The sequence below is a fragment of the Tessaracoccus flavescens genome (assembly GCF_001998865.1).
Lineage (GTDB): Bacteria > Actinomycetota > Actinomycetes > Propionibacteriales > Propionibacteriaceae > Arachnia > Arachnia flavescens.
Genome location: NZ_CP019607.1, coordinates 657,684 through 671,997, shown reverse-complemented (window position 1 = coordinate 671,997; position 14,314 = coordinate 657,684). Strand labels below are relative to the sequence as shown.

The 14,314-nt window shown below is 65.4% G+C and carries 15 protein-coding genes and 1 pseudogene; 9 read left to right on the top strand and 7 right to left on the bottom strand.

Annotated features, from left to right (window positions below; genetic code table 11):
• Positions 1 to 44: 44 nt before the first annotated feature.
• From BW733_RS18825 to BW733_RS03260, 4 genes and pseudogenes are all read right to left on the bottom strand, one after another.
• Complete coding sequence (locus tag BW733_RS18825; RefSeq protein ID WP_202970273.1) at positions 45 to 326, bottom strand: hypothetical protein; 282 nt, start codon at positions 324 to 326, stop codon at positions 45 to 47.
• Entirely contained in the window at positions 323 to 652 is a 330-nt protein-coding gene (locus BW733_RS20230; RefSeq protein ID WP_202970272.1) for a tyrosine-type recombinase/integrase, read from the bottom strand. Before BW733_RS20230 ends, BW733_RS18825 begins: the two co-directional genes overlap by 4 nt.
• Before the next feature lie 1,284 nt (positions 653 to 1,936).
• Positions 1,937 to 3,028, bottom strand: coding sequence for a tyrosine-type recombinase/integrase (locus BW733_RS03265; protein WP_077347864.1), 1,092 nt, complete (start codon positions 3,026 to 3,028; stop codon positions 1,937 to 1,939).
• 102 nt (positions 3,029 to 3,130) lie between these two features.
• Positions 3,131 to 4,089 (bottom strand): annotated as a pseudogene (locus tag BW733_RS03260) (IS3 family transposase); the annotation flags it as partial.
• A gap of 135 nt (positions 4,090 to 4,224) precedes the next feature.
• Here BW733_RS03260 and BW733_RS03255 point away from each other — a divergent pair.
• Entirely contained in the window at positions 4,225 to 4,692 is a 468-nt protein-coding gene (locus BW733_RS03255) for a hypothetical protein (protein ID WP_077347862.1), read from the top strand.
• Positions 4,693 to 4,852: 160 nt separating this feature from the next.
• Here the strand turns inward: BW733_RS03255 and BW733_RS03250 are convergent, their stop codons facing one another.
• Entirely contained in the window at positions 4,853 to 6,109 is a 1,257-nt protein-coding gene (locus tag BW733_RS03250) for an integrase catalytic domain-containing protein (protein WP_152024495.1), read from the bottom strand.
• Between the two features lie 358 nt (positions 6,110 to 6,467).
• Here BW733_RS03250 and rpsL point away from each other — a divergent pair, with 358 nt between their 5' ends.
• From rpsL to BW733_RS03215, 7 genes are all read left to right on the top strand, one after another.
• Positions 6,468 to 6,839, top strand: coding sequence for a 30S ribosomal protein S12 (gene rpsL / locus BW733_RS03240; protein ID WP_014847273.1), 372 nt, complete (start codon positions 6,468 to 6,470; stop codon positions 6,837 to 6,839).
• The gene (gene rpsG / locus BW733_RS03235; protein WP_077347860.1) at positions 6,839 to 7,309 is read left to right on the top strand and encodes a 30S ribosomal protein S7; all 471 of its coding nucleotides are present in this window, start codon (positions 6,839 to 6,841) and stop codon (positions 7,307 to 7,309) included. The genes rpsL and rpsG overlap by 1 nt, the downstream gene beginning before the upstream one ends.
• A gap of 108 nt (positions 7,310 to 7,417) precedes the next feature.
• Positions 7,418 to 9,463, top strand: coding sequence for an elongation factor G (gene fusA / locus BW733_RS03230; RefSeq protein ID WP_077352668.1), 2,046 nt, complete (start codon positions 7,418 to 7,420; stop codon positions 9,461 to 9,463).
• Positions 9,464 to 9,718: 255 nt separating this feature from the next.
• On the top strand, positions 9,719 to 10,918 hold the full coding sequence (gene tuf / locus BW733_RS03225) for an elongation factor Tu (protein ID WP_077347858.1): 1,200 nt from the start codon (positions 9,719 to 9,721) through the stop codon (positions 10,916 to 10,918).
• Positions 10,919 to 11,107: 189 nt separating this feature from the next.
• Complete coding sequence (locus BW733_RS03220; protein ID WP_152024539.1) at positions 11,108 to 11,563, top strand: hypothetical protein; 456 nt, start codon at positions 11,108 to 11,110, stop codon at positions 11,561 to 11,563.
• Positions 11,560 to 11,724, top strand: coding sequence for a hypothetical protein (locus tag BW733_RS18170; RefSeq protein ID WP_161490117.1), 165 nt, complete (start codon positions 11,560 to 11,562; stop codon positions 11,722 to 11,724). Before BW733_RS03220 ends, BW733_RS18170 begins: the two co-directional genes overlap by 4 nt.
• Positions 11,709 to 12,431 carry a hypothetical protein gene (locus BW733_RS03215; protein ID WP_077347854.1) on the top strand — a complete coding sequence of 241 codons (723 nt, stop codon included), beginning with the start codon at positions 11,709 to 11,711 and terminating at the stop codon, positions 12,429 to 12,431. The genes BW733_RS18170 and BW733_RS03215 overlap by 16 nt, the downstream gene beginning before the upstream one ends.
• Here BW733_RS03215 and BW733_RS03210 read toward each other — a convergent pair.
• The gene (locus tag BW733_RS03210; protein WP_015011457.1) at positions 12,373 to 12,945 is read right to left on the bottom strand and encodes a recombinase family protein; all 573 of its coding nucleotides are present in this window, start codon (positions 12,943 to 12,945) and stop codon (positions 12,373 to 12,375) included. The genes BW733_RS03215 and BW733_RS03210 overlap by 59 nt on opposite strands.
• 221 nt (positions 12,946 to 13,166) lie before the next feature.
• Between BW733_RS03210 and BW733_RS18165 the strand changes: the two genes are divergently transcribed.
• Positions 13,167 to 13,313 carry a hypothetical protein gene (locus BW733_RS18165; RefSeq protein WP_161490116.1) on the top strand — a complete coding sequence of 49 codons (147 nt, stop codon included), beginning with the start codon at positions 13,167 to 13,169 and terminating at the stop codon, positions 13,311 to 13,313.
• 307 nt (positions 13,314 to 13,620) lie between these two features.
• Here BW733_RS18165 and BW733_RS03205 read toward each other — a convergent pair whose 3' ends face one another.
• On the bottom strand, positions 13,621 to 14,247 hold the full coding sequence (locus BW733_RS03205; RefSeq protein WP_077347852.1) for a TetR/AcrR family transcriptional regulator: 627 nt from the start codon (positions 14,245 to 14,247) through the stop codon (positions 13,621 to 13,623).
• Between the last annotated feature and the right edge of the window lie 67 nt (positions 14,248 to 14,314).

Below are 14,314 nucleotides of genomic sequence, written 5' to 3'. Positions count from 1 at the left end.
CCGGCTAATCTGTGCTGATTTTGCGGTGATGGAGGTGTCTGGTTTTATCCGGCGTTCGGGCGTGTCGTGGCGGTGTCGATGAGGTTGTTGAGCCGGGTGATGAGTTTGAGGTGGCGTTCGGTTTCGCTGTCCCATCCGCGGTGTTGCGCGTCGTCGGCCAGGGCGGCGGCGGTGTCGCGTTGCCGGGTCAGGGCGGGGATGTCTTGGATCGTGGTGTGGAAGCTCGGGCAGTGCTCGCAGATGTTGGCGTAGGTGCAGGCCTGTTGTGCGGGGGCGCGGAGGCAGTACCCGCTCGCGAGGGCGGTTTTGATCGTCGGGCCGGTCATCCATGTTGCGGCGGGCTCGGCGGTGCGGTGTTGGCGGGTTGGGGTAGTGCGCCGATGCGGTTCTTGGCCAGGTCGAGGGCGCGTTCGTATTCGGCGCGGATGGTGGTGTCGAAGAGGTGGCCGTAGCGCAGGCTCATCTCGGCGGAGACGTGTCCCAGGATCGACATCAGTGCTTGTAGGGAAACTCCGGCGTTGACCAATGCAGTGGCGTAGGTGTGACGGAGCTGATGGGGGGTGACATGCCCGATCCCTGCCGAGGTCGCCGCGCGCCGCAGCTCATGGCGCAGGACGTTGGCGGATAGACGGCGGCCGTGGGCGGTGAACAAGAATTGTGCGGGTTGCCCGGTGCGTGGGTGCGGGATCGCCCGGCCAGGGCTACGCAGCGCGATGATTCTGTCGATGATCTCGTCAGTGCTTCCTCGTCGATTGGGACCATGCGCTCAGTGTCGAGTTTCCCCAGCGGGACCTTGAGCCAGGATCCGAGGTGGGGGGTGTCGATGACGGCGTCGAGTTCAAGGTCAAGGAGTTCCCCGATGCGGAGCCCGCAAGCGCGCTGCAGCAGGAGAGCATCAGCGGCCAACCGGTTTTCGGAGGCGGTGAGTTCTTCGGTGAGGCGACGGTCCGCGTCGGGTGGCAGGAACCTGGGCAGTGGCTGGGGAAGCCGCGGATTGTCGGAGGAGTAGAACAGCCTCCGTGTTGGGGCTTCGGGCCAGTCCCACTCGGTGATGTCAGCCAGAAAGTTGGCCGCGGCCAAGATCCGGCGGGCCTGGTCAGCGACGGTGACCAACGCCCCGGTAGTGGAGTTGAGGGTGTGAGGCAGGGACACCAGCCAAGGTTCGATGTGATCGCAGCGCGTCAATTCCGACGGGATCAGTTCAGGATCGATGGCGGTGATGAAGGTGGCGAAGTGCTTCAGTCGGGTGGCCAGGCAGGAGACTGTCTTGGGTTTGCAGGTCACAGTTTTGCGTTGCAGGTATCGCACCAGGATCGAATGCATCGGCTCCGGAATGCCCTCGAGGCGACGGGTAAAGGGCCAAGGTTGCTGGCAGGGCTCGGGCAGGGCGGGCAGAATTCCCATGTGGAACAGCACCGTTTTCGTTGCTGTCGCCGCGGCGCGGTAGTGCTTCCAAGTCCTGCCCGTGGCGTGTTGACGCCGGACGCCAGCGGCGGTGAGGGCGTCGAAGTCGGCATAGGTGGTCTGTGACAGCGGCCTGCCGGTGGCAAACAACACCCGAGCCATGACTTGGGAGGCCATCGCGGAGGCAACGCGCTCGCTGTAGCCGCAACCGCGGGCGGCTTCGATGAACGCCTCAAGGTCTGCCCCGATGGCGGTGTCTTCGACGTCGCGCCAGAGCGAGGAGAACTTCCGGTTCACCATGTAGTCCCAGCCCGGGTGCAACCGTCCGGTGACCAGCAGGAACGTGATGAATGGACGGGTAGCGCAACCTGCGGAGAGTTGGACCTGAAGTGCCTCGTCGGCCCAGTTCTGGGGCTGGGGCCAGCGACGCATGAACACTCTGGCTGCTTGGGTGAAGGAGACATTGCCCCGACCGGTTCGGTGTTGGTGGGTGAGGTAGGCGGCCACCACCTGCTTGGGGGTTTCGGAGGGGTCAGGGACGGTTGAGGCGTTGACGGGTGCGAGCGGCATCGTATTGGGCCTTCACGTGAGTCGGTGCGAGGTGGATGTAGCGGGCGGTGGTGTCGACGTGGGCGTGCCCCAGCAGGGCCTGCATGACTGCCAGGTCAACCCCGGCCTCCGCCAAGGCGGTGCCGAAGGTGTGACGCAAAGCATGTGGGGCGCCGGCAACGATCCCGGTGATGCTGCGGTGGTAACGGAAGATGCTGCGCAACCCAGCTGCCGTCAGTGGTTGCCCGCGGGTGGGGCCCTTCGCGCTGAGGAACAACACAGGTGATGAGGATTCGGGCCGGTCTGTCAGGAGGTAGGAGGCGATCATCGCGGCCAGGTCCTCGTCAAGGGGGACGCGACGGTCTTTGCCGCCCTTGCCGTGGACACTCAACCACCGGCCGCCGATATCGACGTCGGTGACCGCCAGGGCCAGGACCTCGCAGGAACGAAGCCCGCAGTAGAGCATCAACCCCGCAATGGACAGGTCCCGGCTGCAACGCAGCGACCCCAACAGCGTGGCGGTCTCCTCGACGCTCAACGCCCGCGGCAGCCGTCTGGGGGTGCGCAGCCGTAGCCGGGATCGTGGTGCCGGTCGTCGGCGGGTATGGACCAGCATGCCGGTGCGCTCCCCGGTCGCGAACCAGGACGAGGGCTTGCCCTTGGGGATCGGGGAACGCATTCCCGGGTCCCGCATCGACAAGAACTCGAACATCCCGGCGACGGCGGCCAGCCGCAGGTTCACCGACGCTGGTGCGAGCCGGTCTGTGGGTCGGCCCGCCAGGTCGACCACGTTGGGCCCTGGTCGGCCCGGGATCGTTTCTTGTCGACACGCGCTCAGGAAGCCCAGCACGTCGTCGGTGACGACGTCGCCAACACTCAACCCAACGTGATGGAGCCATCGGTGGAAGGCGGGCAGGCCGTAGCCGTAGGTGCGAACCGTTCGTGGCGAGTAGTTCCGGTCCGCGAGGTACCCCAGATAGGCGTTGGCCTGCGACACCAACTCGGGGTTGCTGTCACACCTGAGTCGCCACGACTGAGCGTCGCGTTCAAGGAGGAGAACATCATCGTTGTCCATACCCCCATGCCTACGCCAAACCGCTCACCAAATCCAGCATGCCTGACCGCATCACCGCGCCCTTGACTACCCCCAACGCCCCGATTAGCCGGTTAACAGGCATGCCCCGACCCTGCCCATCGAGCCACGTAGCCTGTGGCGCTTCAGCGCCTTGCGGAAGCGGCGCGACCGGAATTGGGACCCTCTATCGGAATGGACGATCACCCCGGTGGGCCGGCCTCGGTGGGCCACTGCCATCTCGAGCGCGTTGACGGCGATCCGGGCCTTCATCCGTGAATCGATCGAGTAGCCCACGATCCGGTTGGAGAACACGTCCTTGATCGCACACAGATACACCTTGCCCTCGCGGGTGCGGTGCTCGGTGATATCGGTCAGCCACACCTGGTTAGGCCCGTCAGCGCTGAACTGCCTGTTGACCAGGTCATCGTGAACCGGCGCGCCGGCCTTCTTGTAGCGAGTCTTACGCCTGGCGAACACCGACTGGATCCCGGCGACCCGGCACAACCGCCACACTCTGCGCTCGGACAACTCGTAGCCCAACTCAGCGAGGTCGTCTGCCAGCACCCGGTAGCCGCCCTCCGGGTCGTCGTTGTGAAGCTGATGCAGCACCGAGATGAGCTCTTGCTCCTCGGCCTCACGGGCTGACACCGGTTGCTTGAGCCACTTGTAGTAGCCCTGTTTGGAGAATCCCAGTATCCGGCACGCGACCGCCACCGGCACCCTCACCCGGGCACCGACCGCGGCCATCTCCTTCACGAGCGGATAGATCATTTTGGGGGCGTGATGTGAGCCTGCGACAGATACGCCGCCGCGCGCCGTAGGACCTCGTTTTCCATCTCCAACTCCCGGATCCGACGCAGTGCCTGCGACATGTCCTTGCGCGCCTCTGGACCGGTGGTCGGGGTCATCCCATGGGACTTGAACCTCGCGTCACGGAGCCACGCCTGCAGCGTGGTTTTCGCCACTCCGAGGTCCTTGACGACCTGCTTTTGCGGGATACCCGACTCGACCAACGCGACCGCGTCGCGCTTGAACTCGTCGGTGTAGGTGATCTTCGGCATGGTTGCCATCCTTTCAGCACGACGCCCTCTCAGGAATCATGCGGTCTTGGAGTCAACCAAACCTTCGGCAGTCCCGTCGAGGACAACGGAGGCGTCTACGCCTACGCCCTGAACAGTGACGGCCGCCTCGACCAGGTGGGCTCGGTCCTGCCCGGCCTCGGCGGCGTCATGGCGCTCGACTACGACGAGACCCTCGGCGTGCTGTGGGCGATGTGCGACGACGGCTGTTCCGGCACCGGAGCCCAGATCACCTTCGACGGCACCAACGAGCCGACGGTGCGGCTGATCGACCGGCCAGCTGGCCTCCCCGACACCAACAACGAGGGCTTCGCCGCCTCCACGCTGTGCGTGGCGGGGGAGCGGTCCGCGTGGTGGTTCACCGACGGTGCGCGTCCAGGCGCCCTGCGTCGCGGCGCACTCGACTGCAGCCCCGTCGCCAGCCCGATCCCGACGCCGACACCGAGCGCGTCCCCGAGCCCCGCACCCAGCGCGTCCCCGTCAGCCGCACCCCGGCCGACGGCGACCGCCTCGCCCTCCCCGATGCCGTCGGCCACTTCGTCGGCGCCGGGCAGGCGGCCCGGACTCCCGTCCACCGGTCGCTGAGCCTTCGACACACGGGTCGCACGGGAACCCCTCGCGCGACCCGTTTTGTGTCCGCCCCTGTCAGGCGAAGACGACGCTGGCCGCTTCGTGGTACCTCACTGTCAAGTCCCCGCGAAATGGTAGGCCTTACCTCAGATATTTTTCCCCGCGAAAACAAGGGTTAGCTGGCCCGGGTTTTGAGGCCGGCGGGGTCGGGTGCCTTCCATGCGATGTGTTGTTCGAGACGGGCTGTCTTTCGGCCTGCGAGTCGGGTGAGCTCCTGTTGGATCTCGGTGATGCGTCGTTGCATTGCGACGGGTTTGAGGGTGGCCTTGTAGGCGGCTAGTTCTGTTTCCTGGGCGGGGTTGAGGACCCCGGCGGCCAGGAGCCTCTGGTAGGGGGAGCGTGGCTTGTCGTAGAGGCGTTTGCGGCGCCCTACGGTGTCGGTGGCCCAGCCTTCGGGTTTCTTCGTGGGGGTGAAGAAGTTGAGCCGGTCGTTGACCAGCGGCCATAGCTGGTTGAGTAACGCGAGTTCGGTGGCGGTGTCGTAGCGGTGGTAGAAGCCGTAGCGGCGCACGAGGTGGTTGTTCTTCGATTCGATGGTGGCTTGATCGTTTTTCTTGTAAGGCCGCGACCGGGTGAAGAACACCTCTCGTTGGCCGGCCCAGCCGATCAGGTCGTGGTTGATGAACTCCGAGCCGTTGTCACAATCGATCCCGGTGACCGCGAACGGGACCTGGGCGATGAAGTGGTCGAACGCGGTCCGGATGTGGAGGTGGGCGTTGTTGCGGATGGAGTAGGTGAAGCTCCAGCCGGTGTGCATGTCGGTGAAGTTCACGCTGCGGGCGAACTCGCCCTTCAGCGTGGGGCCGCAGTGGGCCACGGTGTCGACTTCGAAGAACCCGGGTTCGGCTTCGACCTCGTCACCGGCTTTACGCACGGTGATCGAGTTTCGTAGCAGGCTGCCGGGCTTGGTGGCGGTCTTTCCTCGGATCGGGTCCTTCGCCCGCGCCGGTGCGAGGTACCGGTCGATCGTGGCCGCCGACATCGATTCCAGCTCGGCCCTGACCTCGGCGCTGTAACGGTCCTGGCTAGGCACCAGTTCGCCTTCGGCTTCCATCGCATCGATCAGATCGCTCATGGATGCGGCGAGGTACTGCCCGCAGCTGCCCCCCGAGGCCGCCCATACCCGCTGCAGGATCAGCCTGGCGTCGTAGGAGTACTTACACGCCTTGGTCTTGCGCCGATCGATCACCGCGACCGTCGCGGTGGCCCGTCCCGGGGCCTGTTTCAACCGGGCCACCAACTGCTGGCGGGCATGGTCACGGTTCCAGCCGGTGATCTCGACCACGTGGTCGAGGATCTGGGACTTGCCCTTCTTCGGGGCCGCGGCATAGGCCTTGGCGTACTTCTTCGTGATCTCGACTCGGGCTGCCATCGACAGCTTCTCTCCAACCTCCACACCCCATCGTGGCCGGTCACTGTTTCCCGGGGAAAAGTATGTGAGGTACGGCCCCTTCGTTCGCGGGGACTATGTATGAGTGTCGTCGCGCTTTTGATTCTCCACACCCCGTGGAGTAACCTTGTCGGGCGGTGCCCGGTTGCTCGGGCCCATTTGTGCGTGCCCTGGCATGGTGGATCGCTCTCAACCGTTGCAGTCGAGAGCGTGGACGTGCTGAGTCCGCACGGCAGTGGAACTGCGTCGTGGTCAGAAAGGTGTCCTGAACACGGCCTGCGAAGCTGCGGCCAGGGAAGACAAACGTACAGTCCACCAAGACGAAAGTGATACCAAACAGGTGCCAACTATTCAGCAGCTGGTCCGCAAGGGCCGCACAGACAAGGTCTCGAAGAACAAGACCCCGGCTCTGAAGGGTTCCCCTCAGCGCCGCGGCGTGTGCACGCGTGTGTACACCACCACGCCGAAGAAGCCGAACTCCGCGCTCCGCAAGGTTGCGCGTGTGCGTCTGAGCTCCGGCATCGAAGTCACCGCCTACATCCCGGGTGTCGGCCACAACCTGCAGGAGCACTCGATGGTGCTCGTCCGCGGCGGTCGTGTGAAGGACCTCCCCGGCGTGCGCTACAAGATCATCCGCGGCGCGCTTGACACCCAGGGTGTCAAGGGCCGCAAGCAGGCTCGCAGCCGCTACGGCGCGAAGAAGGAGAAGTAATGCCTCGCAAGGGTCCCGCCCCGAAGCGTCCCGTCGTCGCCGATCCGGTCTACGGTTCGCCGGTCGTCACGCAGCTCGTCAGCAAGATCCTGCTCGACGGCAAGAAGACCGTCGCGCAGTCGATCGTCTACAACGCCCTCGAGGGCACCCGCGCCAAGACCGGTGTCGATCCGGTGCAGACGCTGAAGAAGGCGCTCGACAACGTCAAGCCCTCCATCGAGGTCAAGTCCCGCCGCGTCGGTGGCGCCACCTACCAGGTGCCGATCGAGGTCAAGCCGGCCCGCCAGAACACCCTGGCCATGCGTTGGCTCGTCTCCTTCTCCCGCGCCCGTCGCGAGAAGACGATGACCGAGCGTCTCATGAACGAGATTCTCGACGCGTCGAACGGTCTTGGTGCTTCCGTGAAGCGTCGTGAAGACACGCACAAGATGGCTGAGGCCAACCGCGCCTTCGCGCACTACCGCTGGTGAGTTCCTGCCCCCGCGCCGTGAGGCCGGGGGCGCTCTCGCGTTTTTTGAAGACTTCATAAGAAGGAATGCACTGTGACCGACCTGAATAAGGTTCGCAACATCGGCATCATGGCTCACATCGATGCCGGCAAGACCACCACCACCGAGCGCATCCTGTTCTACACCGGTAAGAACCACAAGATCGGTGAGACCCACGACGGTGCGGCGACCATGGACTGGATGGAGCAGGAGCAGGAGCGTGGCATCACGATCACCTCTGCTGCCACCACCTGTTTCTGGCACAACTACCTGATCAACATTATCGACACCCCCGGGCACGTCGACTTCACCGTCGAGGTGGAGCGTTCGCTCCGCGTCCTCGACGGCGCCGTCGCCGTCTTCGACGGTGTCGCAGGCGTTGAGCCGCAGTCGATGACCGTGTGGCGCCAGGCCACCAAGTACGGCGTCCCGCGCATCTGCTACGTCAACAAGCTTGACCGCACCGGTGCGTCGTTCGACCACGTCGTCAAGACCATCCGCGAGCGCCTCAACACCGATCCGGTCCTCCTGCAGCTGCCGATCGGCGCTGAGGGTGACTTCCTCGGTGTCGTCGACCTCGTGCAGATGCGTGCCCTCACCTGGCGCGGCGAGACCGTCATGGGTGAGGACTACGAGATCGAGGAGATCCCGGCCGATCTCAAGGCCCGCGCCGAAGAGGCCCACGCCACGCTGATCGAGCGTTGCGCCGACGTCGACGACGAGATCATGGAGATGTACCTCGAGGGCGAAGAGCCCTCGGTGGAGCAGATCAAGGCAGCGATCCGCAAGGGTGTCATCACGAACACCTTCACCGCGGTCGTGTGCGGCACCTCGTTCAAGAACAAGGGCGTCCAGCCCCTGCTCGACGCGGTCGTCGACTACCTGCCCTCGCCGCTCGACGTGCCTGCCATCAAGGGCTTCAAGCCGGGCGACGAGTCCGTCGTCCTCGAGCGCAAGCCTTCCGATGACGAGCCGCTGTCGATCCTGGCGTTCAAGGTCGCCGCTGATCCGCACCTGGGCAAGCTGACCTTCGTGCGCGTCTACTCCGGCATCCTGACCGCCGGTTCGCAGGTGCTCAACTCGACAAAGGGTCGCAAGGAGCGCATTGGCAAGATCTACCAGATGCACGCCAACAAGCGTGAGGAGATCGACCAGATCGGTGCAGGCATGATCTGCGCAGTGATGGGCCTGAAGGACACCACCACCGGTGAGACCCTCTGCGATCCGAACAACCCGATCGTGCTCGAGTCGATGACCTTCCCGAACCCGGTCATCGAGCAGGCCATCGAGCCGAAGACCAAGTCCGACCAGGAGAAGCTGTCCAACGCGATCCAGCGCCTGGCGGAGGAGGACCCGACCTTCCGCGTCCACACGGACGAGGAGACCGGCCAGACCATCATCGCCGGCATGGGCGAGCTGCACCTCGACGTGCTGATCGACCGCATGCGCCGCGAGTTCAAGGTCGAGGCCAACATCGGTAAGCCGCAGGTCGCGTACCGCGAGACGCTCCGCCGCAAGGTGGAGAAGATCGAGTACACGCACAAGAAGCAGACCGGTGGTTCGGGTCAGTTCGCCCGCGTCATCATCGACCTGGAGCCGACCGAGCCGGGCTCGGGCTACGAGTTCGTCAACGCCGTCACCGGTGGCCGCGTTCCCCGCGAGTACATTCCCGCGGTGGACCAGGGCATCAAGGAGGCCATGCAGTTCGGTGTGCTCGCCGGCTACCCGGTCGACAACATCCGCGCCACCCTGACCGACGGCGCCTACCACGACGTCGACTCCTCGGAGCTGGCGTTCAAGCTCGCAGGTGCGCAGGCCTTCAAGGAGGCCGCTCGCAAGGCCGACCCGGCCATCCTCGAGCCGATGATGGCCGTCGAGGTGACCACGCCCGAGGACTACCTCGGCACCGTCATCGGCGACCTCAACTCGCGTCGTGGACAGGTCCGTTCGATGGACGAGCAGCACGGCAACCGCGTCGTGAACGCGCTCGTGCCGCTGTCGGAGATGTTCGGCTACGTGGGCGACCTGCGGTCGAAGACCTCGGGCCAGGCGTCGTACTCCATGGAGTTCGACTCCTACGCCGAGACCCCGCGCAACATCGCCGAGGAGATCATCGCCAAGGCGAAGGGCGAGTGAGTCTGAGGACACACGCAGCCTGAGTACGGCCGGTCGGGAGGAGACTCCCGGCCGGCCGTCTCGCATGTCCCGGACGGCGATGCCGCGCCTCGTGTATGCCTGCAGGGGAGAGGAGCCCCCTCGGTTTGGTGTCGAGGGGCCGCATCGCTACGATTGGAAAGGTATGGCACCGGGCGGTATGCTCGGTTGCCGACCCTCATAGAGGAATGTTCGTACGCCACGCACCCGTGTGGCGAAATTCAAGAAGGAGCCCTCGTGGCAAAGGCCAAGTTTGAGCGGACCAAGCCGCACGTAAACATCGGCACCATCGGACACGTCGACCACGGCAAGACCACTCTCACCGCGGCGATCACGAAGGTGCTTCACGACCGTTACCCGGAGTGGAACGCCGTCTCCGCGTTCGACCAGATCGACAAGGCTCCTGAGGAGCGCCAGCGCGGCATCACGATCTCGATCGCGCACGTCGAGTACCAGACCGAGAAGCGCCACTACGCGCACGTCGACTGCCCCGGCCACGCCGACTACGTCAAGAACATGATCACCGGTGCCGCCCAGATGGACGGCGCGATCCTCGTTGTCGCCGCGACCGACGGCCCGATGGCTCAGACCCACGAGCACATCCTGCTGGCCCGCCAGGTCGGCGTGCCCGCGATCGTCGTCGCCCTCAACAAGTGCGACATGATCGACGACGCTGACGCCGACCTGATCGACCTCGTCGAGATGGAGCTCCGCGAGATCCTCTCCGCTCAGGAGTTCGACGGCGACAACCTGCCGATCGTCCGCGTCGCCGCTTTCCCCGCCCTCCAGGGCGACGAGAAGTGGGCCGACTCGATCATGGAGCTCATGAACGCTGTCGACGAGTACATCCCGACGCCGGAGCGCGACACCGACAAGCCGTTCCTGATGCCCGTTGAGGACGTCTTCACGATCACCGGTCGAGGCACCGTCATCACCGGTCGTATCGAGCGCGGCATCGTCAAGACCGGCGACACCGTTGACATCGTGGGCATCCGCGACGAGAAGCAGACCTCCACCGTCACCGGTGTCGAGATGTTCCGCAAGATCCTCGACGAGGGTCGCGCTGGCGAGAACGTCGGCCTGCTGCTCCGTGGCACCAAGAAGGAAGATGTCGAGCGCGGCATGGTCGTGATCCAGCCCGGATCCACCACCCCGCACACCGACTTTGACGCCAACGTCTACGTCCTGACCAAGGAAGAGGGCGGCCGTCACAAGCCGTTCTTCTCCAACTACTCGCCTCAGTTCTACTTCCGTACGACTGACGTGACCGGCGTCGTCCAGCTCCCCGCTGGCACCGAGATGGTCATGCCTGGCGACAACACCGAGATGACCGTTCACCTGAACAAGCCGATCGCCATGGAGGAGAACCTCAAGTTCGCCATCCGTGAGGGCGGCCGCACCGTCGGTGCAGGTAACGTCACCAAGATCATCAAGTGATCTCCTGACTCACTGAGTCGTCGAAGGGCCGCGTGGATCTCCACGCGGCCCTTCCGCATGCCCTGATTCTTCGGCCGGCCGCGTAAGCGCTCACGCTCTGTGCGCGCCTGTTCTGTCGCGCGGATAGAATGTTAACGCTGACATAGGATGACTGTCGTCTCGATCAATGCTGATCCCGATGGCAGTTCCATGCGACAACTGACCAACCGTCCCTCCACGTTACGCGCCGCCATGATCGGCCTGCTGGCCGTGGCGCTGTCCGCCGGCGTAACAGCCGGCCTCACCGCCCAGGCGAGCCCCACCGATGCGCTGGACGTGTCGTTCGGGGGCTCGCTCGAGGGCACCACCCAGTACACGACTCAGGGGGACGAGGCCCAGCGGGGCTCGTTGCACCGGATCAGCGGCGCCGAGGAGCAGGTTCCCGAGGGGGTGAAGCTCGGGGGCGGAACCCAGGGGCTCCGCTTCGACGCGGCCGCTCTCCACCTCGGGACCGGGTCGCAGAGCTTCGTCATGGAGACGGTGTTCACGCCCACCGCGAACCCGACCCTCACCACCTACCTCTCGCCGGAGGAAACGTCTTCGTCCGCGCCCAGGACGGCAAGCTTCGCTACGGCTACTCGACCAACGCGACCGGCGCCTGGGTGAAGAACTACAAGGAGGCGACGCTTCCGGCGCTGAACGAGAAGTACGCCCTCTCCATGCACTACCGCGCCACCTTCGCCGGGGTCGTGATGGACGTGAGCGTCGATGGTGAGGCTCAGCCCGCCGTCACGGGAACCCACCCGCGACGGTGGCCGCCGGTCTGAACAAGGCGTTCGGCCTCGGCAACGACGTCAACGCCCAGGGCGACGACCGCGGCATGGTCGGCATGCTGCACCAGGTCCGGGTCAACGGGACCGACGGCGCAGGCGACGGCTACGAGCTCCAGCCGAGCCCCGCCGCGGTCGATCAGCTCCTGCTCGGCTTCGACGGCACGGCCACCGGAGGCGTCTACGCCCCCGCGGCCGCCGAGGTCGCCGCCGGAACCGTCACGCTGAACAACGGCGTCTCGCTCGCCAACTCGGCGCTTACCTTCGGCGGCGCCACCCAGTCGCTGGTCTTCACCCCGGCCACCAACCCGATGCCGAACGAGGACATCGAGGCAGGCTTCGTCGCGGAGGCGGAGTTCAACCCCACCGGCAGCCAGCGCGAGCTCGCCACCCTGATCGGCGTGGGCGGCAACTTCTTCGTCCGGTTCAACAACGGCTCGCTGCAGGACGGCTACTCCGCTGACTCCGGCGGCACCTGGCGCGACTTCCGTGCCGGCACCGGCACGGTGAAGGCGGGGGAGAAGCACGTCGTGTCCGTGGCCTACGTGCCTAACGGCGACGGTGGCGCACAGGTGACCCTGTGGTGTGGATTTGATGGCTCAGTGGCGGGCTTCTGTGATCGCTCAGTGGCGGGGGCATGGGCGGTCAGGAGGTGGTCGTGGTGCGGCGCAGCTCGCGGTAGATGGTGGTGCGGGAGACGTTGAACAGCTCGGCGAGCTCTGCCTGGGTGTGCTCGCCAGCCGTATGCAAGGTCATGAGGTGCTTGCGCTGAGAGGGCGAGAGCTTGGGCTTCTTGCCCTTGAGCTTGCCCTTGGATCTGGCGATGGCCATGCCCTCGCGGGTGCGCAGGCGGATGAGGTCCGCCTCGAACTCGGCCACCATGCCGAGCGCGTTGAAGAGCAGGCGGCCCACGGGGTCGTTGGGGTCGTAGACGCTGCCGCCGAGGCTGAGCGCGACTCCCTTGATGGTGAGCTCGTCGGCGATGTCCCTCGCGTCCGGGAGGGAGCGGGCTAGCCGGTCGAGCTTGGTCACCACCAGGGTGTCGCCCTCCCGGGTCGCGGCCAGCGCTTCGCGCAGCCCGGGCCGGGCGCGGGTAGTTCCGGTCAGGCCGTGGTCGAAGTAGATGTTCTTGCTCTCGACTCCGAGGCGCTCGAGCGCTTCCCGTTGGGCGGAGAGGTCTTGCTCGAGAGTCGAGACGCGCGCGTAGCCGACATGCATGTGCCCATTGTTCCAGTTGCCCTCCCCTCACCGCCCATATCACCGTACGGGTCTTCCGTACATGGCAATCCCTCGTAAAGAGTCGTCGAGGTGTGAACCCCTGCGAAGTTGTCACTGGCACGGCTGGCGAAGTTGACAGTGCGGGTATAGGCCGGTCGTTGTGGGCGTGTGGTGATCGCGCCGTCCCTCGGCCGCTGCGCGCTCGGGACGGGAGCGGGCGGGTGCCAAATTCAGAGAAGGTGAAGACGAGCTGCGTGCCGGGCGAGGCTCGCGCGAGCGTGGTGTCCGCGCTGCTGGCGGTGCGCCGCGCGCAGACGTTGCCGACATGGCGCGTCGAGGCGGCGGCGGCCGAGCTGGGGTATCGGTGAGGACGCTGTGGCGGTGGCTGGAGGTGGCCGAGTCTGAGGATCGGTTGACCCGCAAGTCCCAGTCTGGGGTCGGACGCGGCTTCGCGATCAAAGTGGGACTTAGGCTTAGAGGCCGGCGGCGAGCCCGCCATCGACGGGAAGTGCCACGCCGGTGACGTAGGAGGAGCTGATGCTGCACAGCCCACAGGACGGCATCGGCACCTTCAGACGCCCGTCCCACCACCCGAGGGATGGCCGCGCCGTCGACCATGGCTTCTTTGTCGAGCTCGACAGCGGCGACCATGCGATCGACCATCGGTTCAGGCCGTTAGTTCTCTGGGATGACCCGAACGAGAGCGGAGTCGGCGGGCTGGGTAACGAGGTCAAGGAAGGCCTGCAGGTATGCGACGACGTCGATCTGGTCGGGCTGCAGTAGCCACTGCAACTGGATCCCGTCCCACAATGCGGTGATGGAACCGGCGACCATGTGCGGGTCCACTCCGGGTCGCAGCCGTCCGGCGTCGTGTAGCTTTGCGAACTCTTCTTCGAAGCCGCGCCGGACGGTGGTGAACCGTTCGATGAAGTAATCGCGTCCGGGATGGCCGTCGGTCAGGGACTCCGCTGACAGCACCGAGTACAGGGCGATCAGCTCGGGCATGGTCTGGTTCCAGCGTGCTTGGGCCAGTATGTCGGCGACGAGGTCGTTGGTGCCGGTCCGCTGCCCGGGACTGTCAGCGTCACGCCGTTCGAGGAGAGCCAGCAGCAGGTCGTCCTTGGTCTTGAAGTGGTGCATCAGGTTGGACAGGCTCATGTCGGCGACTCGGGCCACCTCACGCATCGACCCGGCGCGGTAGCCGTGGGCCGCGAAGACCTGGAGAGCGGCGTCGAGGATCCGTTGGCGCCGCTCGGCCGTTTTGGCGCAGGGCCCTCGACGTCGCGAATACGCCTTCGCCATCGATCCTCCAAACTCGTCCGAAATGAAACTAGGTCACCTGCTTGGTTTCCTGCTAAGGTTACCGCAC

Coding starts and splice junctions, on each gene's coding strand:
- BW733_RS18825 (WP_202970273.1), bottom strand. CDS start 326: ATGACCGGCCCGACGATCAAAACCGCCCTCGCGAGCGGGTACTGCCTC.
- BW733_RS03265 (WP_077347864.1), bottom strand. CDS start 3,028: ATGGACAACGATGATGTTCTCCTCCTTGAACGCGACGCTCAGTCGTGG.
- BW733_RS03250 (WP_152024495.1), bottom strand. CDS start 6,109: ATGGCAGCCCGAGTCGAGATCACGAAGAAGTACGCCAAGGCCTATGCC.
- rpsG (WP_077347860.1), top strand. CDS start 6,839: ATGCCTCGCAAGGGTCCCGCCCCGAAGCGTCCCGTCGTCGCCGATCCG.
- fusA (WP_077352668.1), top strand. CDS start 7,418: ATGGCTCACATCGATGCCGGCAAGACCACCACCACCGAGCGCATCCTG.
- BW733_RS03220 (WP_152024539.1), top strand. CDS start 11,108: ATGCGACAACTGACCAACCGTCCCTCCACGTTACGCGCCGCCATGATC.
- BW733_RS03210 (WP_015011457.1), bottom strand. CDS start 12,945: ATGCATGTCGGCTACGCGCGCGTCTCGACTCTCGAGCAAGACCTCTCC.
- BW733_RS03205 (WP_077347852.1), bottom strand. CDS start 14,247: ATGGCGAAGGCGTATTCGCGACGTCGAGGGCCCTGCGCCAAAACGGCC.